Source organism: Saccharophagus degradans 2-40 (assembly GCF_000013665.1).
GTDB lineage: Bacteria > Pseudomonadota > Gammaproteobacteria > Pseudomonadales > Cellvibrionaceae > Saccharophagus > Saccharophagus degradans.
Map to the genome: position 1 here is coordinate 3,897,949 of NC_007912.1, position 18,487 is coordinate 3,916,435.

The window sequence follows — 18,487 nt, forward strand, 5'->3', positions numbered from 1 at the left end:
CGCTACATCCAAGAACGCCCGCTCATTTCTACTTCATACAAAGTATTGTTTGCCAAGGCATGTGCATCTTGCTCGCCCATAAAAGGAATAAACGCAGCCCGCGATGCCAATACAAACTGTACGCTAGCCAATTTTTTACGCTTTAAAAAAATAGATTGATAAACCTTTGCTTGCTGTACTTTATAACGAGGGAAAATAAAGTACTCCACCCCGATAAAACCACTGCGCACAACAAGGTAATCGTCACACTGCATCCAGCCATAACGACGCCAGCGGCAGTAGAACAAGGGCATAAGTAAAAACACCAACGGCGTAAACACAAGCAACTCGTATTGCTTGCTTACAATGGCAACTGCAGCGGTAGCGGCAAATAACGGCAGCACCACCATATAGAGCTTTCTAACTAAATAATATTTACTTATTGACTTGAATGCATCTTTTTGCAGAGAAAATGTGGGGTATACATGCTTTGCCAACCCATCGAATTCCGTATCGTTAATACTTGGCACCAATATTTTCTGCATAATGCTAGCCGCCGGCTGGCCGCTACTGGCATTGAATGGTTCGAGAATAAGCACCAAACGCCCTACTATTCTATCCATCCAATTTTGCACGTAGCGCAGTGCCTGTACGCGGCTTTTTTTCACCTGAATTTCATGTTTGTTCAGCAAGCCACTATTGCGTTGATACACATTTTTACCGGCGTATAGCTTAAAGTCATACAGCGATAAAATGGAACCGAGCACAGATAGCAAGCTCATTACAAAAAACACAAAAAAAGCAGACACTATAAAAAGCATAGTAATAACAAATACAGATTTATTACTTATCCAAGTAGCAAAGTCAAAGCCGATGGCCTCTATCACATGAAAAAGTAACGTTTGTATCTGCTCAAAAAACGGAGCCATAAAAGCCAACAATAACCAAGCTCTATTATGAGTAATACCATGCAATATAATATCGGCGTTACTGCGAGTAATAAGTAATGTTTTAGTAGCTGGATCAACCTTATCCGTTTCCGTATTGGCGGTTGTATCGCTCATGTCGCCTTCGCTACTGCGGCCGGCATTATATTGTTCGATAGTATCTTTTATAGTGGCCGCTTTCGCTAACGATAGCGCAGCAATACCCACCTCTTTTTGTGCAGAGCCAGCACTATCCATATTCAAAATAACTAACCCCAAGGGCCTAAAATAAAATGGCTCCTTTACGGTTATATTTTGAATTCGAGCAAACGGTAACTCCAGCCTATCCTTTTGCAGAATACCGCTGCGAATTAAAAACTTATCGTCTTGTTGAATATAGAAAAAGTTTAAATAATAAAGGCTCGCCCCCAACACCAATACAACAAAAGCGTAAAAGGTATAAAGTGCAATAGCCCCCCACCCCAAATCAAAATGCTGTGCAGTTATAAACACACCGATAAAAGCGGGGTACAAATTGGCAATATGCTTTAAGCCTCGAAAGGCAAAAAACACAATTGCCCAGGGTGAGAGCCGCTGCCAATCATTGCTCATTTGCAAGCCCTCGGCTGTCTAAAATATGTCCGCGCAGAGCCTCGGCTTCTTCCACAGGTAACCCAGGTATGGCAACGGAGTGCAGTGCCCCGCCGGCGCTGTACATTTTTAAGGTGGCTAAACCAAAAGCGCGCTCAATAGCGCCGCGCGATACCTCAATATGCTGCAAACGTGTAATGGGCTGCACAACCACCTTGCGAAATACAATGCCCGAGTAAAAACTTACATCCTGCTCGCGTACTGCATAGGCTTTACATTTGGCCCCAAGCCATACCAACGCATAAAGCCCTAAGAAAACGGGTACCCCCCAAATGCCGTACTGCTTAATAGGGGTTAAATCTAAATCTGTAGCGAATAGGCTAACAACAAAGCAGGCGCCCAATATAAAACCCAACGCAATCGATAGTACGCTCACGCATGCCACCGCATAGCTTGCTGCGAGCTTTTGCGGCTTCTGCGCTTCAAATCGCGGTAAATCAGTAACGGGCAGGTTCGTATCCACGGTCAATCTCCTATAATCTGCATGCCTATAAATCGCCTTATGCGACCTTTGGTGCCGTAAGGTAGAATAACTACCTGTGCCCGCGCAAGGTTAAAAATGTGCCAAGTGGGCATATACAACTTTTAACGGTAGCTAACGCTACATTCAGCAGCCAGATATAGACCCAACCGCCATGACAGATACCACTGCACCACTTTCCGAAAATTACCTCTACCGCTTTGGCGGCATAGCGCGCCTATACGGCCGCGATGGCCTAGAAGCGCTGCACCGCGCGCACTTTGTGGTAGTGGGGTTAGGGGGCGTTGGCACGTGGGTAGCAGAAGCCCTAGCGCGCACGGGTGTAGGTGAGCTTACCCTTATAGAATTGGATGAAATTTGTGTAACCAACACCAACCGCCAAATACACGCGTTGGCCAGTAATGTTGGCCGCAGTAAAAACACCGCTCTTGCAGAGCGCTTACTCGATATAAACCCAGAACTAAAAATTCACTCTGTACACGACTTTCTTACCCAGAAAAACTTGCCCGACCTTATTGGTAAGCAACACCACGTGGTAATAGACGCTGTAGACTCATCCTCAGTAAAAGCGGCACTAGTGGCTTACTGTAGTCGCAATAAAATTCGCTTAATTATGTCTGGCTCGTCGGGAGGGAAACGCGACCCATTAAAAATAACCATCTCAGATTTGGGCCAAACTATTTGCGACCCCATGTTGGCAAAGGTACGCAATATTCTCTACCGCCACTACAAGTTCACTAAAAGCAGTAATCGCCAGTTTAGGGTAGATGCCGTTTATTCGACCGAACAAATGGTATACCCCAAACCAGACGGCAGTGTTTGCCAAGAAAAAAAGGGGCTGCAAGATGGGGTTAAACTCGATTGCGCTGGCGGCTTTGGCTCGGCCACCATGCTTACCGGTAGTTTCGGTTTTGCCGCGGCCAACAAAGCCATAGAGCGCTATTTAGCAAGCGCGCTAACCAAATAAAAGAACACAGGCACAGAGCCATGCGTTTAACGCTGTTAATCATCATTTTATTTGTGGGTAGCAATTGCTCATTAACTCAAGCAAATAAAAGCCAATGCTACGGTACTACCGCACAGGGGCGCATCGAACACAGCGTTAAACTGCCGGCAAAAGGCACCAATTTTGTAAGCTACAGCGAGCTAGCCGGTGCCTTAGGGCGCACCTACGTACATGCCGATGTTGCCAAGATAATACTTGCCGCTTATGACAGTTTGGCGTTATCCCACCCTAATAAAGCTTATAAATATGCAGAGACAGGTTTAAAACATGGCGGTAAGTTTAAACCCCACAAAACTCACCAAAACGGGTTATCGGTAGATTTTATGGTGCCGGTTACCAACCCGCGAGGCGAGTCGGTTCACCTGCCTACCCACGCATTTAACCGCTTGGGGTACGATATTGAGTTTGATAACAACAGCCAATATAAAAACCTAAGTATTGATTACCCAGCCATGGCGGCACACCTTGTTGCGCTTGATAAAGCCGCTAAACAACGTGGCTTTAAGCTTACCCGAGTAATTTTTGACCCGCAGCTGCAACCCGAGCTGTTTAAAACACCCCTCGGCGCATACCTAAAGCAGCATATTGTTTTTTCTACTAAGCGCGCCTGGGTTCGCCACGATGAGCATTACCACGTAGATTTTGCTATACCTTGTAAACCTTAACTGTATAGAGATATAACTTATGGAAACTCTGCATTAATTTAAGAGTCTTAACTAGGGAACCTACACAGTAGCAACACAAACCACACGTTAAATATGTAGCGCCTTAACGAAGGAAACACACCATGATACGTAATTACCTAGCTGCATTTACCGGCCTTTACCTTACAATATTTTCCGCCCCCTCTTTGGCTGCCGACCGCACAGATAAAACCCTTACCTTTGAACCCACCCCATTTAAAAACAGCGAGCTTTACTGCGAAAACGATAACGATATATTTCCGGCAAAGAATGAATTCGAGCTAATAAACTACTCCATAATGAGTTCAGAAGAAGGCGAGCGCTTTGGGTTTATTACGCTACGCAATACTTCCTCTGGCCAACGTATTTTTACGCAAGACCAACTTCTAGCCATATTGGGCGACTGCTCCCGCAAACCACCGCAACCAATAGAAAAGAAATTTGCAGGCAACGAAACCATAAGCTTGCAGGTAAATTTTGGTTTAAGTCGCTTTCCTATACTCAAGTTAATAACCGAACGATAACGGCTGCTTGGCACATATAGTTACATTAAAAACAATAAAATATTTATGTGCCTGTAGTACAGCGTAGAACCTAAACGCCCCCCCCCACCGCCTTCGCTAGAAGCCGAGTTTACCGCTTACCCGCCCTTTATTTATATTATTTTTAACCTCATAAGCCCAGTCAACACACAACTTGTATGCTAGTCGCCCAATAATTAGTGCACTAGTCAACAAGCTTATGTACAATACCCAAAAAACATATAGTCATTTTGACACACAGAGTGTTTTTTAAAACAACATATAACAATAAAAAAATTATACATAAGTCCCACCTAAACACCGCTATGGCTGAATTGTTTTAAACAAGAAGTTTGATAGGCGCAGCGCAGTAATTCACGCCTTCAAGGTTACCGAGCAACAGCGCGGTAATGCAGCAAGCAGGCTTAATAACATTTAAGTCTTTTAATAATAGGGGCAACCCATAGAGGGGAATTCGACCATGAGAAATCACTATACATTTAAAATAAAGCCCATAGCTATCGCCATCGGTATTGCTGGCGGCAGCTCTACTACTGTGCTCGCGCAAAACAATTCGTTAGAGGAAGTTGTCGTTACGGGTATACGCGCATCACTACAACAAGCAGTAGATATTAAGCGTGAAGCTAACGGCGTTGTGGATGCAATTTCCGCAGAAGACATAGGCAAGTTTCCAGATACAAACCTTGCGGAATCTCTACAGCGTATAACCGGTGTATCTATCGACCGCAGCGGTGGTGAAGGTCGCCAAGTAAGCGTGCGCGGCATGGGGCCAAGTTTCAACTTGGTGCTTTTAAACGGTCGCCAAATGCCAAGTAAAGAAAGTGGCCGTGCGTTTAACTTCGACGAAGTAGCGGCCGAAATGGTGAGTGGCGTTGAGGTATATAAAACATCGTCCGCTGCGGTGCAATCTGGCGGCATAGGTGCCACCATTAATATTAAAACTGCGCGCCCACTGGATATTGGCGACAAAATGGCGGGCAGCGTAAAGTTATCTAGCGATTTAGATGCGGGCGGCACCACACCACAAGCCTCTGGTTTGTTCAGCAAAAACCTAGATGACTCTTTTGGCATTTTACTTGCCGCTAGCTATCAGCAGCGCGAGTCGCAAGAAGACCAGTTGCGTGTAACTAAGTGGAACGTAGACCCAGACGTATCTGGCGTAGCGAATTTCGATAATTCTGCTAACACCAATAACCATATATTTGTACCTCAACAATCGGCGTTTAACCGCAGGCAAGATACTCGCACACGCATTAACGGCAATCTAGTGTTGCAATACGCACCTTCCGACACGCTGACCGCTACTGCAGATTTACAATACTCCGATTTTAAAATAGATCGCTACGCAGAAGAGCTGGCATTATGGTTTAGTCAAAATACTGCGCAATCTATCGTTACCGATAAAAACGGTACCGTCGTAGCCTACGATCAGGGCGCTAGCACCATCGACTTTTTTACCAAGGCACCCACCTCACGCACAGTTAATACCTCAGCCAGCTTAAATGTAGATTGGGCCATAACCGACGCCGCAAAATTAAGCGTAGAACACTCGGCTTCGACGTCCGAATCCAACCCAGATGGCGAGTACAACATTAATCAATCCGACGTACAAATAGCACAAAACTGGGGTTTTGCAGTATCTGGCGATTTAGCCTTCCCAGTATTCAACTCTGATGCAACCGCGACACCCTCTGTACAAGACCCATCGCGCCTGCGCACTTGGGTTAACGAGTTGTATTCTAACAATTACAAAGATGAAATTAATCAAACACGTGCAGATTTCACCTTTGACGACGGCGGCTCTACAACGCTCGCCGCTGGCGTAATGTTTACCGATCAAACCAAAACTATCTCTAACATTTCTAACAACCTTTCGTGGGATGATTTTGCCTGGGATACTGCCAGTGGCTACGGCCAACAAGATGTAAACGATGCAGACTACACATGGGTAGCACTAGATAGCGGGTTTATGGATCAATTTAGCGGTAGCGCAGATTTACGTGCATTGAACCTCGGCAATTATTCATTCGACCCTAACGCAGTGCGTGCAGCGTGGCTTGCCGATGCGGGCGCGCCTGCAGACCACTTCGAGCCTACATTTCAAAACTCATCGTTTATTATTAACGAAAAAACCACCGCTGCTTATTTTGAGTTAACCACTGCCACCGATTTTGCAGGCAAAGATTTAACGTTAGTTGCTGGCGCACGCTATGAATCCACAGCAATAGATTCAACCGGTGTAGAGGCTTCGCTTACCCTGCTTACCTTCACCGACCCAGAAGAAAACATGACCACAACATTTAGTGCTGAGGACTTCTTTACCGCAAGCGCTGGCTACGATGTGCTCTTGCCAAACATGTCGGCCAAGTTAGCCTTAAACGACGATATGGTTGTACGTGTTGCCGCTTCGCGCAGCTTAACGCGCCCATCGCTCGACAAAATGACACCCGTGCGCACGATTGCAACAACACGCCCAGGTTTACTTGCTGGCAGTGCCGGCAGCCCCGATTTAAAACCCTTTATAGCAGATAACTTCGACCTTTCGTTAGAGTGGTATTTAAATGAAGTAGATTATATTTCTGCGGGGTTTTTCTTAAAAAACGTAAACAATTTTATTGTAGACGGTGTACTAACCGAAACAATTAACGGCGTAACAGACCCATCCACCGGCACAGACCCAGAAGGCCCTGACGCAGCAGACCAACTTGCTGAGTTTGAAATTACACGCCCAGTCAATGGTGAAGATGCACAGCTGCATGGTTTTGAACTTGCCGGCCAGCATGCATTTGGCGATACCGGTTTTGGCACTATCGCCAACTTAACCCTAGTGTATACAGATTCCGACTACAACGTGGATGACGTAAAGCAAACATTTGCGGTTACCGGTTTAAGCCATTCAGCGAACTTAGTTGGCTACTACGAGAAAGGCCCCTTCCAAGCGCGTATTGCCTACAACTGGCGCGATGAGTTTTTACAGCGCTTTGGTCAAACCTCACAGGCAACCACCGAGCCCACTATTGTCGACGCCTACTCGCAAATAGATCTTTCCGCCAGTTACGATATTTCAGATAACGTATCTGTATTTATGGAAGGCATTAACATAACCGATCAAGGCAATCGCTCTCACGGCCGCTATGCCAACCAATTGGTAGAGGCGACCACTTCCGGCCCGCGTTATGCCGTAGGTGTACGCGCACAGTTCTAGCCCCGTAGCAGTGTTGGGCCATCTTTATGGTGGCCCTTTTTTCTTTCAAAAAATTCAGCAAGCAAGTTGAATGGAGCACTGAAAATGAAAGTTAAAAAAGTAGAATCCATACTTGTTGTGGGTGGTGGTACAGCTGGCTGGTTAACCGCAGGCATTATTGCGGCAAAGCATGGTACTTCGGTATCCATAACCGTTGTGGAGTCACCCAACATTAAAACGGTGGGGGTAGGCGAAGGTACTTGGCCCACAATGAAAACAACCCTGCAAGAAATGGGCGTTTCAGAAACAGACTTTCTAAGGCAATGTGATGCATCGTTCAAACAGGGCGCGAAATTTTGCCAGTGGAAAACTGGCGAGCAATCAGACTACTACTATCACCCGCTAATGCTACCGCGCGATTTCGACGAATTTAATAGCGCACCTTTCTGGCTCGACCAAAAAAGCGGAGAATCCTTCTCTAACAGCGTGTGTTTTCAGCAAGCTTTATGCGAAAAAAACCTTGCGCCTAAAACATTAACAATGCCCGAATACGCAGGCGCTGCAAATTATGCCTACCATTTAGACGCGGGCAAATTTGCACCGTTTTTAACACACCACTGCACAAAAAAATTAAACGTTACCCACGTTAAAGCCACTGTAGAAAATGTAAAACTAACAGATAGCGGCGAAATAGATTACCTACTAACAAAAGAAGCAGGCCAACTTGAGGCCGACCTTTATATAGATTGCTCTGGCTTTTGTTCACTACTATTAGGGCAAGCGCTAGATGTGCCCTTTGTAGATAAGAGCGATATTTTATTTTTAGATACAGCCATAGCCACTCACGTACCCTACCCAACTGAAAATTCAGCTATTGCTCCCCACACCCTTTCTACCGCCCAAACAAGTGGGTGGATATGGGATATAGGCCTGCAAAGCAGACGCGGCGTAGGCCATGTTTACTCTAGTAAGTACATCGATGATCAAACAGCAAAGCAGCAATTGGCCGACTACCTGTGCACCGATGTGCAATCGCTAGAAACCAAAACAATTCCTATGCCCTGCGGTCACCGAGAGAAGTTTTGGCAAAAAAACTGCGTAGCCATTGGCCTAGCCGCTGGTTTTTTAGAGCCACTAGAAGCATCCGCTTTAGTACTGGTGGAAATGTCTGCCCAATTTATTCGCGACCAGTTACCCGCGCACACCAGTATTATGCCTATTGTTGAAAAACGCTTTAACACCACCTTTCACTACCGCTGGCAGCGTATTATCGACTTTTTAAAATTACACTATGTGCTTAGCCAACGACGCGACTCCGAATTTTGGTGTGCACAGCAAGATGCATGCTCCATACCCGAATCCCTACAAGAACTATTAAACCTATGGCAATATCAACCCCCGTGGCGCCACGATTTTCTGCACAAAGATGAAGTTTTCCCCGCGGCAAGCTATCAATATGTACTTTACGGCATGGGTTTTAAAACACATTGCAGAGAAGACGAAGTAAACAAAGCGCGCTACCAGCAGCTACTAGAAGAAACAAGCTTCACCAAACATCGCGCTATTAAAGCCCTACCGCCAACACGTGAGTTGCTAAACACATTACATCAACACCGCATGCAGGTAATTTAATTATGGCCAGTATAGAATTATTAAATTTTTCCCAGCACGCCAACTTAGTCGTAAGCGAGGCCTTCGAATATACACGCGAAGCCAATAGCAATATGGTGCCCGTTCTACTTAGTGAAGTAGGCAGCCTTGCAACTCACTTTCCATTGTTTTTAACCAAGAGCGCTCAAACAGGAGAATTTGTTTGTATAGCCCTTATGGGGTTTTCAGCCGAAGAAAATCTCTACCTTTTAAATGGCCTGTGGAACAGTGATGCATTACCCTTAGCATTCGAACGCTTGCCATTTCACGTTGGGCCAAACAATGAAGTGTATATAGATACCCACAGCCCATTGGTGTCCCAACAAGATGGCAAGAAAATCTTCACCCCTAACGGTGAGCCTTCGAGTTATATGCAAAAAATATTGCAGTGCTTATCGTTAATACACACCGGTCGCGACGACACCATTGCGTTTGTACAAACACTACAAGACATGCAATTAATTGAGCCAGTGCAATTAGATGTCACTTTTTGCGACGGCAGCCAAACAAAAATGGAAGGGTTATACACGGTTAGCGACCAGCGTTTAAATAGCCTGTCGGCGCCATTACTAGACACCCTAAATAAACGCGGCTACCTGAGTGCAGCCATAGTAATGAACCACTCTATGGGGCTAGTACAACAATTGATTAAAAAGAAAAACACTCAACTAGAAACCGTAATGTGTGAGAGTTAAGTAGCAGAAGCTAAGTAGCGAGAGTTAAGTGGAAAGAGCTAAGTGGAAAGAGCTAAGTAGCAAGTTTAAAAAAGCACAGAACAACAAAGAGGCAAAACTTAGTCACCGTTAAAATTGAACAACTTCTGCGCGTTGGCCGTAGTGGCTGCTATAACTTCGCTAGGGCTAATATTTTTTAGCTCGGCAATTACTGCTACCACTTCGGGTAAATACTCTGGGCTATTGCGCAGCCCTTGGCGGCCGTTCATTGGCATATCCGGTGCATCGGTTTCTAGTAGCAACGCATCTAATGGCATAGCGGCTACGGCTTTGCGGGTTTTATTTGCCCTTGGGTAAGTAATGGTGCCACCTATACCTAAGTAAAACCCCTGCTGCCAATATTGGTCGGCTTCTTGTGTGCTTCCGCTAAATGCATGTACTACACCACCGTGCGTTAACGCACCATTTTTTAAATGTACCAACGTCGCATTGTGGGCTTTCACACTGTGTAAAATAATGGGTTTGCAAAAGCGTTTGGCTAATTCAATATGATAATTAAGCACATCAACTTGCCATTCAAAGGGCACATCGCACAGCTTATCTAACCCACATTCCCCAACGGCAACACATTTTTTGTGCGATAAAAATGTCGCTATTTCGCTCTCTAGCGATTCCAACTTAGCAATTACCGATTGATTCACCCACCAAGGGTGCACACCTACGGCAAAATATAACGAGGGGGTTTGTTCAATTAGCGCTTGTATTTTTGGCCACTGGCTTGCACTTACCCCTGGCACCACTATTTTTTGCACGCCCGCGCGTAAGCTACTGGCCAATACTGCTTGCCTGTCTGCATCAAATTTGGGGAAGTCTATATGACAATGAGTATCTATCATGTTTTTGGCCAGCATGAGTAAAAATTTTGTATATACCGCTAGGTGTTATTACTAACGCAAAACACACATAGCATTCTGCACAATTAATCCATATTTGCTATGCAACCATTCGCGGGTTGTGGCGTCTTAGCTTTAAGCAATTACATTAGGTTATATGCTTATTCAGCCTAATAAACTAACTAGGCACCTAACATACTAGAAATAGAGCAGTTGAATTACCATGCGCAGTTTACCCCCAGTTTGTATTCAAATAATAGCAAGTATAGGTTTAGCGGCCGCCATTAGTGGCTGCGCAAGCACCCCCAAAGAGCCAGTTATTAGCTTTACAACACATATTTATTTAGATGGAACCAAAAGCTTCGATTACACCAGCACTATGCAAAGCAAGAGTAAGAGCAAACCCAGTGGCAAACGCGATAAGCCCCCGCGAGATGGCGCGCCCCCAAGAGATGACAAACCACGTAATTCGCACAGCTCACACGAAGACGGGCCTAACAAAGAAGCCATTGCCCAGCGTGCGCAACAGCGTTTAATCGAGCTATTAAATACCAACGGTTATTGCACAGAGGGCTATATCACACTCGAAGAACACATAGTACGCACAAGCATTGCCATAAAGGGCCAATGCATAGAGCAAGCGAATGAAAACGATAAATTATTATTCCCCAATACGCGTAAGTCAAAAGTGACAGAGGAGGTGATAAATCCACTTTAGCAATGCGTATTTTTTATTCAAAAAAACTAGGGCAGTTAAGGGGGTGAATATGCTGCCCTAGCATTCAAGATCAACGTGTTAATGTCTTGCCATTAGCTCGCTCCAGTAAGTTGTTTGTAAGCTTCACTTAAGCGCTGGGTTATTTCTCCATTGCAATGGCTTATTTCTCGGCCATCCACACTTGCAACGGGTATAAGCTCTGCCCCTGTTCCAGTTAAAAAGCATTCGTCGGCGGTATATAAATCGTAGGGCGCTAACGCGACTTCTTTACAGGAAATGTTAAGCGCGTTGGCCAAGTCGATAATTGTTTGCCGCGTAATACCAGCCAGTGCCCCTTCTATAACTGGCGGCGTTAGCAATTCACCGTGACGCACTACAAATACATTATCCGCCGAACCTTCTGCCACCCTACCCGCAGCGTTTAATAAAATGGCCTCATCGGCACCGGCTACATTGGCTTCCATTCTTGCCAGTATATGGTTTAAGTAATTCAAACTTTTAATTCTTGGATCTAAGCCATCGGCACCCAGCCTGCGTGTAGATGCAATAATTACTTTAGCACCGCGCTTGCGAATATCATCGCCCACAACACTTAACTGGCCCACAATAATAAACACGTTAGGGCTGTGGCATGGGCGGGGGTCTAACCCCATTGGCCCTTGGCCGCGGGTTACCACTAAACGAATGTAGCCATTGGACCATTGGCACGCGTCTATTAACGCTTGGGTTGCACGCGTAAGTTGCTGGCCATTGTAGGGCATAGCTAGCTGTAATATTTTTGCCGAATCAAACAGGCGCTGTAGGTGCTCAGCAAGCTTAAACACTTTACCGTTATAAAAACGAATTCCCTCAAACACCCCGTCGCCATACAGTAAGCCGTGGTCTAACACCGAAACCGAAGCCTCACTCGCAGGTATAATAGTGCCGTTTAACCAACACATTGGCTCGGCGGCCGCTTGCGTTACTGCTTGCTTTAAACTAGAGGTGCTCACTTAATTCTCCTGCAAAAATGGTTTGGCATTGGCCTGTAAGGGTTACGCGGTTTTCAATAAGGGCTACTTTAACTACGCCACTGCGCTTAGACGCTTGGTAGCCCGTTAAAGTGGTTTTGTTAAATTTAGCTGCCCAATAAGGGGCAAGGCTGCAATGAGCCGAGCCGGTTACTGGGTCTTCGTTTATGCCTAGCTCAGGTATAAAAAAGCGCGAAATAAAATCGTATTGCGGTTCGTCACTAGCGGCGGTAATTACCACACCGCGCAAAGGCAATGCGCAAATAGCGGCGAAGTCTGGCTGGCAATCGCGTACTGCCTGCGCACTTTCAAGCTCGATAAATAATTTTTTACCCGCTTGGCCACTCCACACGGGCTGTTTGCCGAGCGCGTCTGCTACATCGGCATTAATTGCAAAAGGTGTTGGCGCAACCTCTGGAAAGTTAAGCGTAATTCCCTGCTCGTTTTTTACCGCGGTTAAATCACCACTTAAGGTTTTAAACACCAGCGTCTCGCCGCTTTGGTTAAAGTGATTCCACAGTGCGTGCGCCGATGCCAATGTAGCGTGGCCACACAATTCAATCTCGGCTGCAGGTGTAAACCAACGCAAGCTGTAACTGCCATCATCAAGCGCCAGTAAAAATACCGTTTCAGAAATATTTAGCTCTGCCGCCAGTGCTTGCATCCAAGCATCCGGCTTAGGTGAAGAAAGTAAACACACTGCCGCAGGGTTGCCGCCATAGGGTGTTGAGGTAAAGGCATCTATCCAGACTATTGGGGTGCTCATAAGCGCTCCTTCTTATTTGCTTTTATTGTGTTTCAACTTAACCCTAGGCGTTCAACAGCAACCGATACAGCCACTAGCCATATGGTTGCCGCGCAAATAGCTGGGTTAAATTTTAAGCAACACTTTACCTAGTGCCAGCAAAGCAGTACAGTTGCAAAATAAAATTAATTAAACCAGTACAGTTGTACAGCAACCAAACTGTACCTATCAAAAACCCATACAACTGTTATTGGCTAGAACGGCCCCGCCAGTAAGGCCCAAATAGTCTAAAAACAGCAAAGCAAAAACCAAAAGCAAAAACAGACAGGCATACTATGTCGCACCTTTACCAAACCTTGGCCACCGATATAGTTAAACAAATAGAAAACGGCCATTACCGCCCCGGCGATAAGCTGCCCGGTATTCGCGCAATAAGCCGCCAGCGCAATGTAAGTATTGCCACTACCCAGTCGGCATTCAGGGTATTGGAAGATGATGGCTGGGTAGACGTTCGCCCGCGCTCAGGCTTTTATGTGCGCGCTCGCCAAACCGTAAGCCCTATCGTTGCAGCGGCACAGTCAGACCCAAAGCCCAGCAATGTTACCGGCCAAGATATGGCCCTAAGCCTGATAAAAGCGGCCAATAAACACCATATATTACAGCTGGGCGCCGCAGTGCCAGACTTGTCTTTTTTACCTGTTCAGCCCATAAGCCAAGCCACCAGCCAAGCCCAAAAGCGCTTTGGCGACCGCGCATTAAGCTACGAAATGCCGCCGGGTGCGCTAGAACTTCGCCGCCAAATAGCACGCCGTATGGGCGAGGCGGGTTGTGCGGTAAGCAGCGAAGAAATTGTAATTACAAGCGGATGCCAGGAAGCGCTTACTATCGCCCTAAAGGCCGTCACTAAAGCGGGAGACATTGTAGCTATAGAATCCCCCACCTTTTACGGGCTGTTGCAGGTTATAGAATCTCTTGGCTTAGAAGCCTTAGAAATACCCGTAGACCCACAAACAGGTATGAGCCTAGATGCCCTAAAATTGGCCCTAGAGCGCTGGCCAATTAAAGCCTGTGTTGTAGTGGCCAACTGCAGTAACCCCTTGGGCTACACCATGCCCGACGAGAGTAAGTTGGCACTTACATCACTACTTACCGAGCACAACGTGCCCCTTATAGAAGACGATGTGTACGGCGACTTAAGCTTCGATAAGCACCGCCCAGCACTGTGCCGCAGTTTGGCACCGCAGGCCGATATTATTTACTGCAGCTCGTTTTCTAAAACCTTAAGCCCTGGGTTGCGCGTTGGCTGGATAGCCGCCGGTAAGCACTTGGCGCGCGTAGAGTACTTAAAGTACGTAAGCAATATAGCCAGCGCTACCTTGCCGCAACTTACGGTAGCTCACTTTTTAGAAAGCGGCCGATACGACCGCTACCTGCGCCAAGCTCGGGGGCAGTACGCGCGTGCGGTTAGCCGCATGACCGACGCCGTTTTGCGCTACTTCCCTGAGGGTACAAGAGTAAGCCAACCCAGAGGCGGCTTTGTAATATGGGTGGAACTGCCCTGCGCTATTAATACATTTGAACTTGCCCAGCTGGCCTTAGGCCAAGGTATTAGCATTGCACCCGGCCCTATATTTTCAGCAAAGCAAAAGTTTAAAAACGCTATGCGGCTGTCTTGCGCCTGCAAGTGGGATGAAAAAGTAGAAAAAGGCTTAGCCTGGTTGGGCGCTAGAATTGAACATATGCAATTGAGCAAATAACAGCACTTACCCCGTGGCTGTATTTATGTTGCACAAAATATGGTGCCGAAAATACTCGGCACCATTACAATGCGCGCCCCAGTTTTGGGGCTAACACTCACTATTTGTACGGTAAACAGTAGATGCAAGAAATTCTGCTAGGTAGCAACGAATACGAAAGCTTTAATAAACACGGCTTTTTAGTGCTGCGCCATTTCGCCCCCAAAGCCGATTTAGAAGCCCTGCAAAGCCTAGCGCAACAGCAATTGGCTAACCCAGAGCAACCATTAGAACTAGAAGCGGCCGTTGGCTACCCCGGCGCCCCTACCCATGCCACCGCAGACGGTGGCAATACCGTACGCCGCCAACTAGGTGCTTACGTTCGCCAACCGCTATATAAAGCGTGGGCCACAAGACCAGCTATGGTGCAAGCGCTGCAAACTTTATTTGGCAATACTCAAGTCTTTTTAAGCCAAGCGCACCACAATTGTTTAATGACTAAATTCCCTGCCTTTAGCAGCGATACCGGCTGGCACCAAGACATTCGTTATTGGGCGTTTCAACAACCACAGCTTATTACTGCGTGGCTAGCACTAGGCGAAGAAGATGCACGCAACGGCGGCTTGAAAGTAATACCGGGCAGCCATCGCACAAGCTTTAGCAAAGAACAATTCGACGAGAATTTATTTTTTCGCGCAGACTTACCAGAAAACAAAGCACACATAGACCAAGCAATGGAAATTAACTTGGCCCCCGGCGATGTATTATTTTTTCACTGCAAACTTTTACATTGCGCCAGCCGCAACCACACAGATACACCCAAACTTGCCTTGGTGTTTACCTACCGCGATAGCAACAATGCGCCACTAGTAAATACACGATCTGCTAGTCAACCCGAAATAGCATTAGCGCCGCCTAATCCAGACTCGCCTGTACTCAGGTTGATCTAGTAACAACAAACTGTACGCTGCTAGCTGTTAACTGTTCGCTCTCACCCAATATAGCTTATGGTTCTATAGACCATATTGCCCGAACATCTTGTATACATGTATACTCCAACTCGATTCACTCGCACCTTAACAATAAAAGCAGCAGGAAAAGTGAATCAAACACGCTAACTCGCAATGGGTTAGTACAACGTATAGCAGCCACTCAATTCCTATCTTACTTACCAACCAAGCAGTGGCTAATATGGAGAATAATAATGAAGTCAATCAATGTATGCGGCAGACGCCTCAAGCAAGCCCTCGCAGCAATAGCAACCGCTGCAGCAACTCTCTGGTTTACGCCAGTGGATGCACAAACCTTAACCTCAAACCAAACTGGTACTCATGGTGGTTACTACTATTCCTTCTGGACCGACAGTGCTGGCACTGTTTCTATGACACTCGGCAATGGCGGCAATTACAGTTCATCGTGGAGCAATACCGGTAACTGGGTGGGAGGTAAAGGCTGGCAAACGGGGGGACGCAAAACCGTAAACTATTCCGGTACGTTTAACCCCTCGGGCAATGGTTATTTAACCCTCTACGGTTGGACCCAAAACCCACTCATTGAATACTACATCATTGAAAGCTGGGGCACCTATCGCCCAGGTGAAAGCGGAACCTACTACGGCACCGTCAACACCGATGGCGGCACTTACGATATTTATCGCACCCAACGCGTTAACCAACCGTCAATTGAAGGCACTGCAACGTTTTATCAGTACTGGAGTGTTAGGCAACAAAAACGCGTAGGCGGCACCATAACAACCGGCAACCATTTTGATGCGTGGGCGAGTCATGGCCTTAACCTAGGCACACACAATTACATGGTAATGGCCACCGAAGGTTATCAAAGTAGCGGCAACTCCAATATTACCGTTAGCGAAGGCAGCGGTTCGAGCAGTACTAGTTCGAGTAGCTCTAGCACCGGTGGCCCAAGTGGTACCAATATTGTTGTGCGCGCACAAGGTGTAAGCGGCCAAGAACATATCAATTTAATTATTGGCGGTAACGTAGTGGCAGACTGGACGCTTTCAACCAGCATGCAAGATTACACCTACACCGGTAATGCCGCAGGCGACCTGCAAGTAGAATACGACAACGATGCTAGTGGTCGCGATGTAGAGCTAGACTATGTGTATGTGAATGGCGAAATTCGTCAAGCAGAAGACATGGAATACAACACCGCAACTTACAGTGGTGAATGTGGTGGCGGTTCCTATTCGCAAACCATGCACTGCAGCGGTGTAATTGGCTTTGGCGATACCAGTGATTGTTTTAGCGGCAACTGTAATGGTGCATCTTCTACAAGTTCTAGTTCGTCTAGTAGCTCAACCAGCTCTAGCACAAGCTCTGGCGGTAACAATAACAGCGGCATTACTGTTCGCGCACGCGGTACCAATGGCGATGAACATATCAACCTTATTGTTGGCGGCAATATAGTAGGCAATTGGACGCTCACCACCAGCAACCAAAATTATGTTTACAACGGCAATGCATCTGGTGATGTAGAAGTACAATTCGACAACGATGCCAACGGTCGCGATGTTATTCTCGATTACGTAATAGTAAATGGCGAAACTCGCCAAGCGGAAGATATGGAATACAACACGGCGACCTACAGCGGTTCCTGTGGTGGTGGCTCCTATTCGGAAACAATGCACTGCAGCGGCGAAATTGGTTTTGGTCACACCGACGATTGCTTTAGTGGAAATTGCACTAGCAGCAGCGGCACAACCGGTAGCTCTGGAGGAACATCAAGCAATAACGGTACAAGTAGCTGTAACGGTTATGTAGGTATTACCTTCGATGATGGCCCAGGCAATAACACCGCTACATTAATAAACTTACTACAACAAAATAACTTAACCCCAGTAACTTGGTTTAACACAGGCCAAAATATTGCTGCCAATACAGGTCAGTTTGCCCAGCAAAAAAGTGTTGGTGAAATTCAAAACCACAGCTACACCCATTCCCATATGCTTAATTGGAGCTATCAACAAGTTCGCGACGAACTCGCCAGCACCAATCAAGCTATTGTGAATGCTGGGGGCGCAACGCCAACTCTATTCCGTCCGCCTTATGGCGAAACAAACTCCACCATTAATCAAGCGGCACAAGATTTAGGCCTGCGCGTAATAACCTGGGATGTAGATTCGCGCGATTGGGATGGCGCAAGCGCTTCAGCTATTGCCAACTCGGCTAATCAGTTGCAAAACGGCCAAGTAATTTTGATGCACGATGCCAGCTACAACAATACCAACGGAGCCATATCACAATTTGCAGCCAATCTAAGAGCAAGAGGGCTATGTGCAGGTAAAATAGACCCAAGCACTGGCCGCGCAGTTGCACCAAGCACAAATACCGGCGGCAACACTGGCAGCAATACAGGAAATGGCGGTAATGGCGGCATGTGTAACTGGTACGGCACCAGCATTCCATTATGCCAAACTACCAACGACGGTTGGGGCTGGGAAAACTCACAAAGCTGCGTTTCGCAAAATACCTGTAACTCACAATAAACTAGAGTGCAGAATTAGCGCTGTATAGTTAAATGTTAATATTAAGGGCGGTTTAAAACCCGCCCTTTTTAATTCTGGGAAATATGTAAGCAACCAAATAA

At 46.5% G+C, this 18,487-nt stretch carries 15 protein-coding genes; 10 read left to right on the forward strand and 5 right to left on the reverse strand.

Annotation, left to right across the window (positions count from 1 at the left end; translation table 11 throughout):
* Positions 1-2: 2 nt before the first annotated feature.
* A complete protein-coding gene (locus SDE_RS15960) occupies positions 3-1,517 on the reverse strand; it encodes a PH domain-containing protein (RefSeq protein ID WP_011469520.1) in 1,515 nt (504 codons plus the stop codon).
* Positions 1,507-2,019 carry a PH domain-containing protein gene (locus SDE_RS21505; protein ID WP_011469521.1) on the reverse strand — a complete coding sequence of 171 codons (513 nt, stop codon included), beginning with the start codon at positions 2,017-2,019 and terminating at the stop codon, positions 1,507-1,509. Before SDE_RS21505 ends, SDE_RS15960 begins: the two co-directional genes overlap by 11 nt.
* 172 nt (positions 2,020-2,191) lie before the next feature.
* Here SDE_RS21505 and tcdA point away from each other — a divergent pair, with 172 nt between their 5' ends.
* From tcdA to SDE_RS15995, 6 genes are all read left to right on the forward strand, one after another.
* Entirely contained in the window at positions 2,192-3,004 is an 813-nt protein-coding gene (gene tcdA, locus SDE_RS15970; protein WP_011469522.1) for a tRNA cyclic N6-threonylcarbamoyladenosine(37) synthase TcdA, read from the forward strand.
* A 20-nt stretch (positions 3,005-3,024) separates the two neighbouring features.
* Complete coding sequence (locus tag SDE_RS15975) at positions 3,025-3,708, forward strand: penicillin-insensitive murein endopeptidase (RefSeq protein ID WP_011469523.1); 684 nt, start codon at positions 3,025-3,027, stop codon at positions 3,706-3,708.
* 122 nt (positions 3,709-3,830) lie between these two features.
* Positions 3,831-4,250, forward strand: a complete 420-nt coding sequence (locus tag SDE_RS15980) for a hypothetical protein (protein WP_011469524.1) — start codon at positions 3,831-3,833, stop codon at positions 4,248-4,250.
* A 478-nt stretch (positions 4,251-4,728) separates the two neighbouring features.
* Positions 4,729-7,473, forward strand: a complete 2,745-nt coding sequence (locus SDE_RS15985) for a TonB-dependent receptor (protein WP_011469525.1) — start codon at positions 4,729-4,731, stop codon at positions 7,471-7,473.
* Between the two features lie 84 nt (positions 7,474-7,557).
* A complete protein-coding gene (locus SDE_RS15990) occupies positions 7,558-9,084 on the forward strand; it encodes a tryptophan halogenase family protein (protein WP_011469526.1) in 1,527 nt (508 codons plus the stop codon).
* A gap of 2 nt (positions 9,085-9,086) precedes the next feature.
* Entirely contained in the window at positions 9,087-9,797 is a 711-nt protein-coding gene (locus SDE_RS15995; protein ID WP_011469527.1) for a SapC family protein, read from the forward strand.
* Between the two features lie 98 nt (positions 9,798-9,895).
* On the opposite strand, the gene SDE_RS16000 is transcribed toward SDE_RS15995, so the two are convergent.
* The gene (locus SDE_RS16000; protein WP_041325891.1) at positions 9,896-10,672 is read right to left on the reverse strand and encodes a TatD family hydrolase; all 777 of its coding nucleotides are present in this window, start codon (positions 10,670-10,672) and stop codon (positions 9,896-9,898) included.
* A 220-nt stretch (positions 10,673-10,892) separates the two neighbouring features.
* Between SDE_RS16000 and SDE_RS16005 the strand changes: the two genes are divergently transcribed.
* Positions 10,893-11,387 carry a hypothetical protein gene (locus SDE_RS16005; protein WP_011469529.1) on the forward strand — a complete coding sequence of 165 codons (495 nt, stop codon included), beginning with the start codon at positions 10,893-10,895 and terminating at the stop codon, positions 11,385-11,387.
* A gap of 92 nt (positions 11,388-11,479) precedes the next feature.
* On the opposite strand, the gene ilvE is transcribed toward SDE_RS16005, so the two are convergent.
* Both ilvE and SDE_RS16015 read right to left on the reverse strand, forming a co-directional pair.
* The gene (ilvE, locus tag SDE_RS16010) at positions 11,480-12,379 is read right to left on the reverse strand and encodes a branched-chain-amino-acid transaminase (RefSeq protein WP_226986439.1); all 900 of its coding nucleotides are present in this window, start codon (positions 12,377-12,379) and stop codon (positions 11,480-11,482) included.
* On the reverse strand, positions 12,366-13,163 hold the full coding sequence (locus SDE_RS16015) for a PhzF family phenazine biosynthesis protein (RefSeq protein ID WP_011469531.1): 798 nt from the start codon (positions 13,161-13,163) through the stop codon (positions 12,366-12,368). The genes ilvE and SDE_RS16015 overlap by 14 nt, the downstream gene beginning before the upstream one ends.
* Positions 13,164-13,477: 314 nt before the next feature.
* Here SDE_RS16015 and SDE_RS16020 point away from each other — a divergent pair, with 314 nt between their 5' ends.
* The 3 genes from SDE_RS16020 (at position 13,478) to SDE_RS22005 (ending at position 18,386) form a co-directional block, all read left to right on the forward strand.
* Entirely contained in the window at positions 13,478-14,899 is a 1,422-nt protein-coding gene (locus tag SDE_RS16020) for a PLP-dependent aminotransferase family protein (protein WP_011469532.1), read from the forward strand.
* Between the two features lie 122 nt (positions 14,900-15,021).
* Entirely contained in the window at positions 15,022-15,828 is an 807-nt protein-coding gene (locus SDE_RS16025) for a phytanoyl-CoA dioxygenase family protein (RefSeq protein ID WP_011469533.1), read from the forward strand.
* A 254-nt stretch (positions 15,829-16,082) separates the two neighbouring features.
* Positions 16,083-18,386: a glycoside hydrolase family 11 protein gene (locus SDE_RS22005; RefSeq protein ID WP_011469534.1), complete on the forward strand. Its 2,304-nt coding sequence runs from the start codon at positions 16,083-16,085 to the stop codon at positions 18,384-18,386.
* The last annotated feature ends 101 nt before the right edge of the window (positions 18,387-18,487 follow it).

Bases quoted from the DNA above. Each gene is read 5' to 3' on its own strand.
- SDE_RS15960 (WP_011469520.1), bottom strand. From the start codon at position 1,517: ATGAGCAATGATTGGCAGCGGCTCTCACCCTGGGCAATTGTGTTTTTT.
- tcdA (WP_011469522.1), top strand. From the start codon at position 2,192: ATGACAGATACCACTGCACCACTTTCCGAAAATTACCTCTACCGCTTT.
- SDE_RS15975 (WP_011469523.1), top strand. From the start codon at position 3,025: ATGCGTTTAACGCTGTTAATCATCATTTTATTTGTGGGTAGCAATTGC.
- SDE_RS15980 (WP_011469524.1), top strand. From the start codon at position 3,831: ATGATACGTAATTACCTAGCTGCATTTACCGGCCTTTACCTTACAATA.
- SDE_RS15985 (WP_011469525.1), top strand. From the start codon at position 4,729: ATGAGAAATCACTATACATTTAAAATAAAGCCCATAGCTATCGCCATC.
- SDE_RS15990 (WP_011469526.1), top strand. From the start codon at position 7,558: ATGAAAGTTAAAAAAGTAGAATCCATACTTGTTGTGGGTGGTGGTACA.
- SDE_RS15995 (WP_011469527.1), top strand. From the start codon at position 9,087: ATGGCCAGTATAGAATTATTAAATTTTTCCCAGCACGCCAACTTAGTC.
- SDE_RS16000 (WP_041325891.1), bottom strand. From the start codon at position 10,672: ATGATAGATACTCATTGTCATATAGACTTCCCCAAATTTGATGCAGAC.
- SDE_RS16005 (WP_011469529.1), top strand. From the start codon at position 10,893: ATGCGCAGTTTACCCCCAGTTTGTATTCAAATAATAGCAAGTATAGGT.
- SDE_RS16015 (WP_011469531.1), bottom strand. From the start codon at position 13,163: ATGAGCACCCCAATAGTCTGGATAGATGCCTTTACCTCAACACCCTAT.
- SDE_RS16020 (WP_011469532.1), top strand. From the start codon at position 13,478: ATGTCGCACCTTTACCAAACCTTGGCCACCGATATAGTTAAACAAATA.
- SDE_RS16025 (WP_011469533.1), top strand. From the start codon at position 15,022: ATGCAAGAAATTCTGCTAGGTAGCAACGAATACGAAAGCTTTAATAAA.
- SDE_RS22005 (WP_011469534.1), top strand. From the start codon at position 16,083: ATGAAGTCAATCAATGTATGCGGCAGACGCCTCAAGCAAGCCCTCGCA.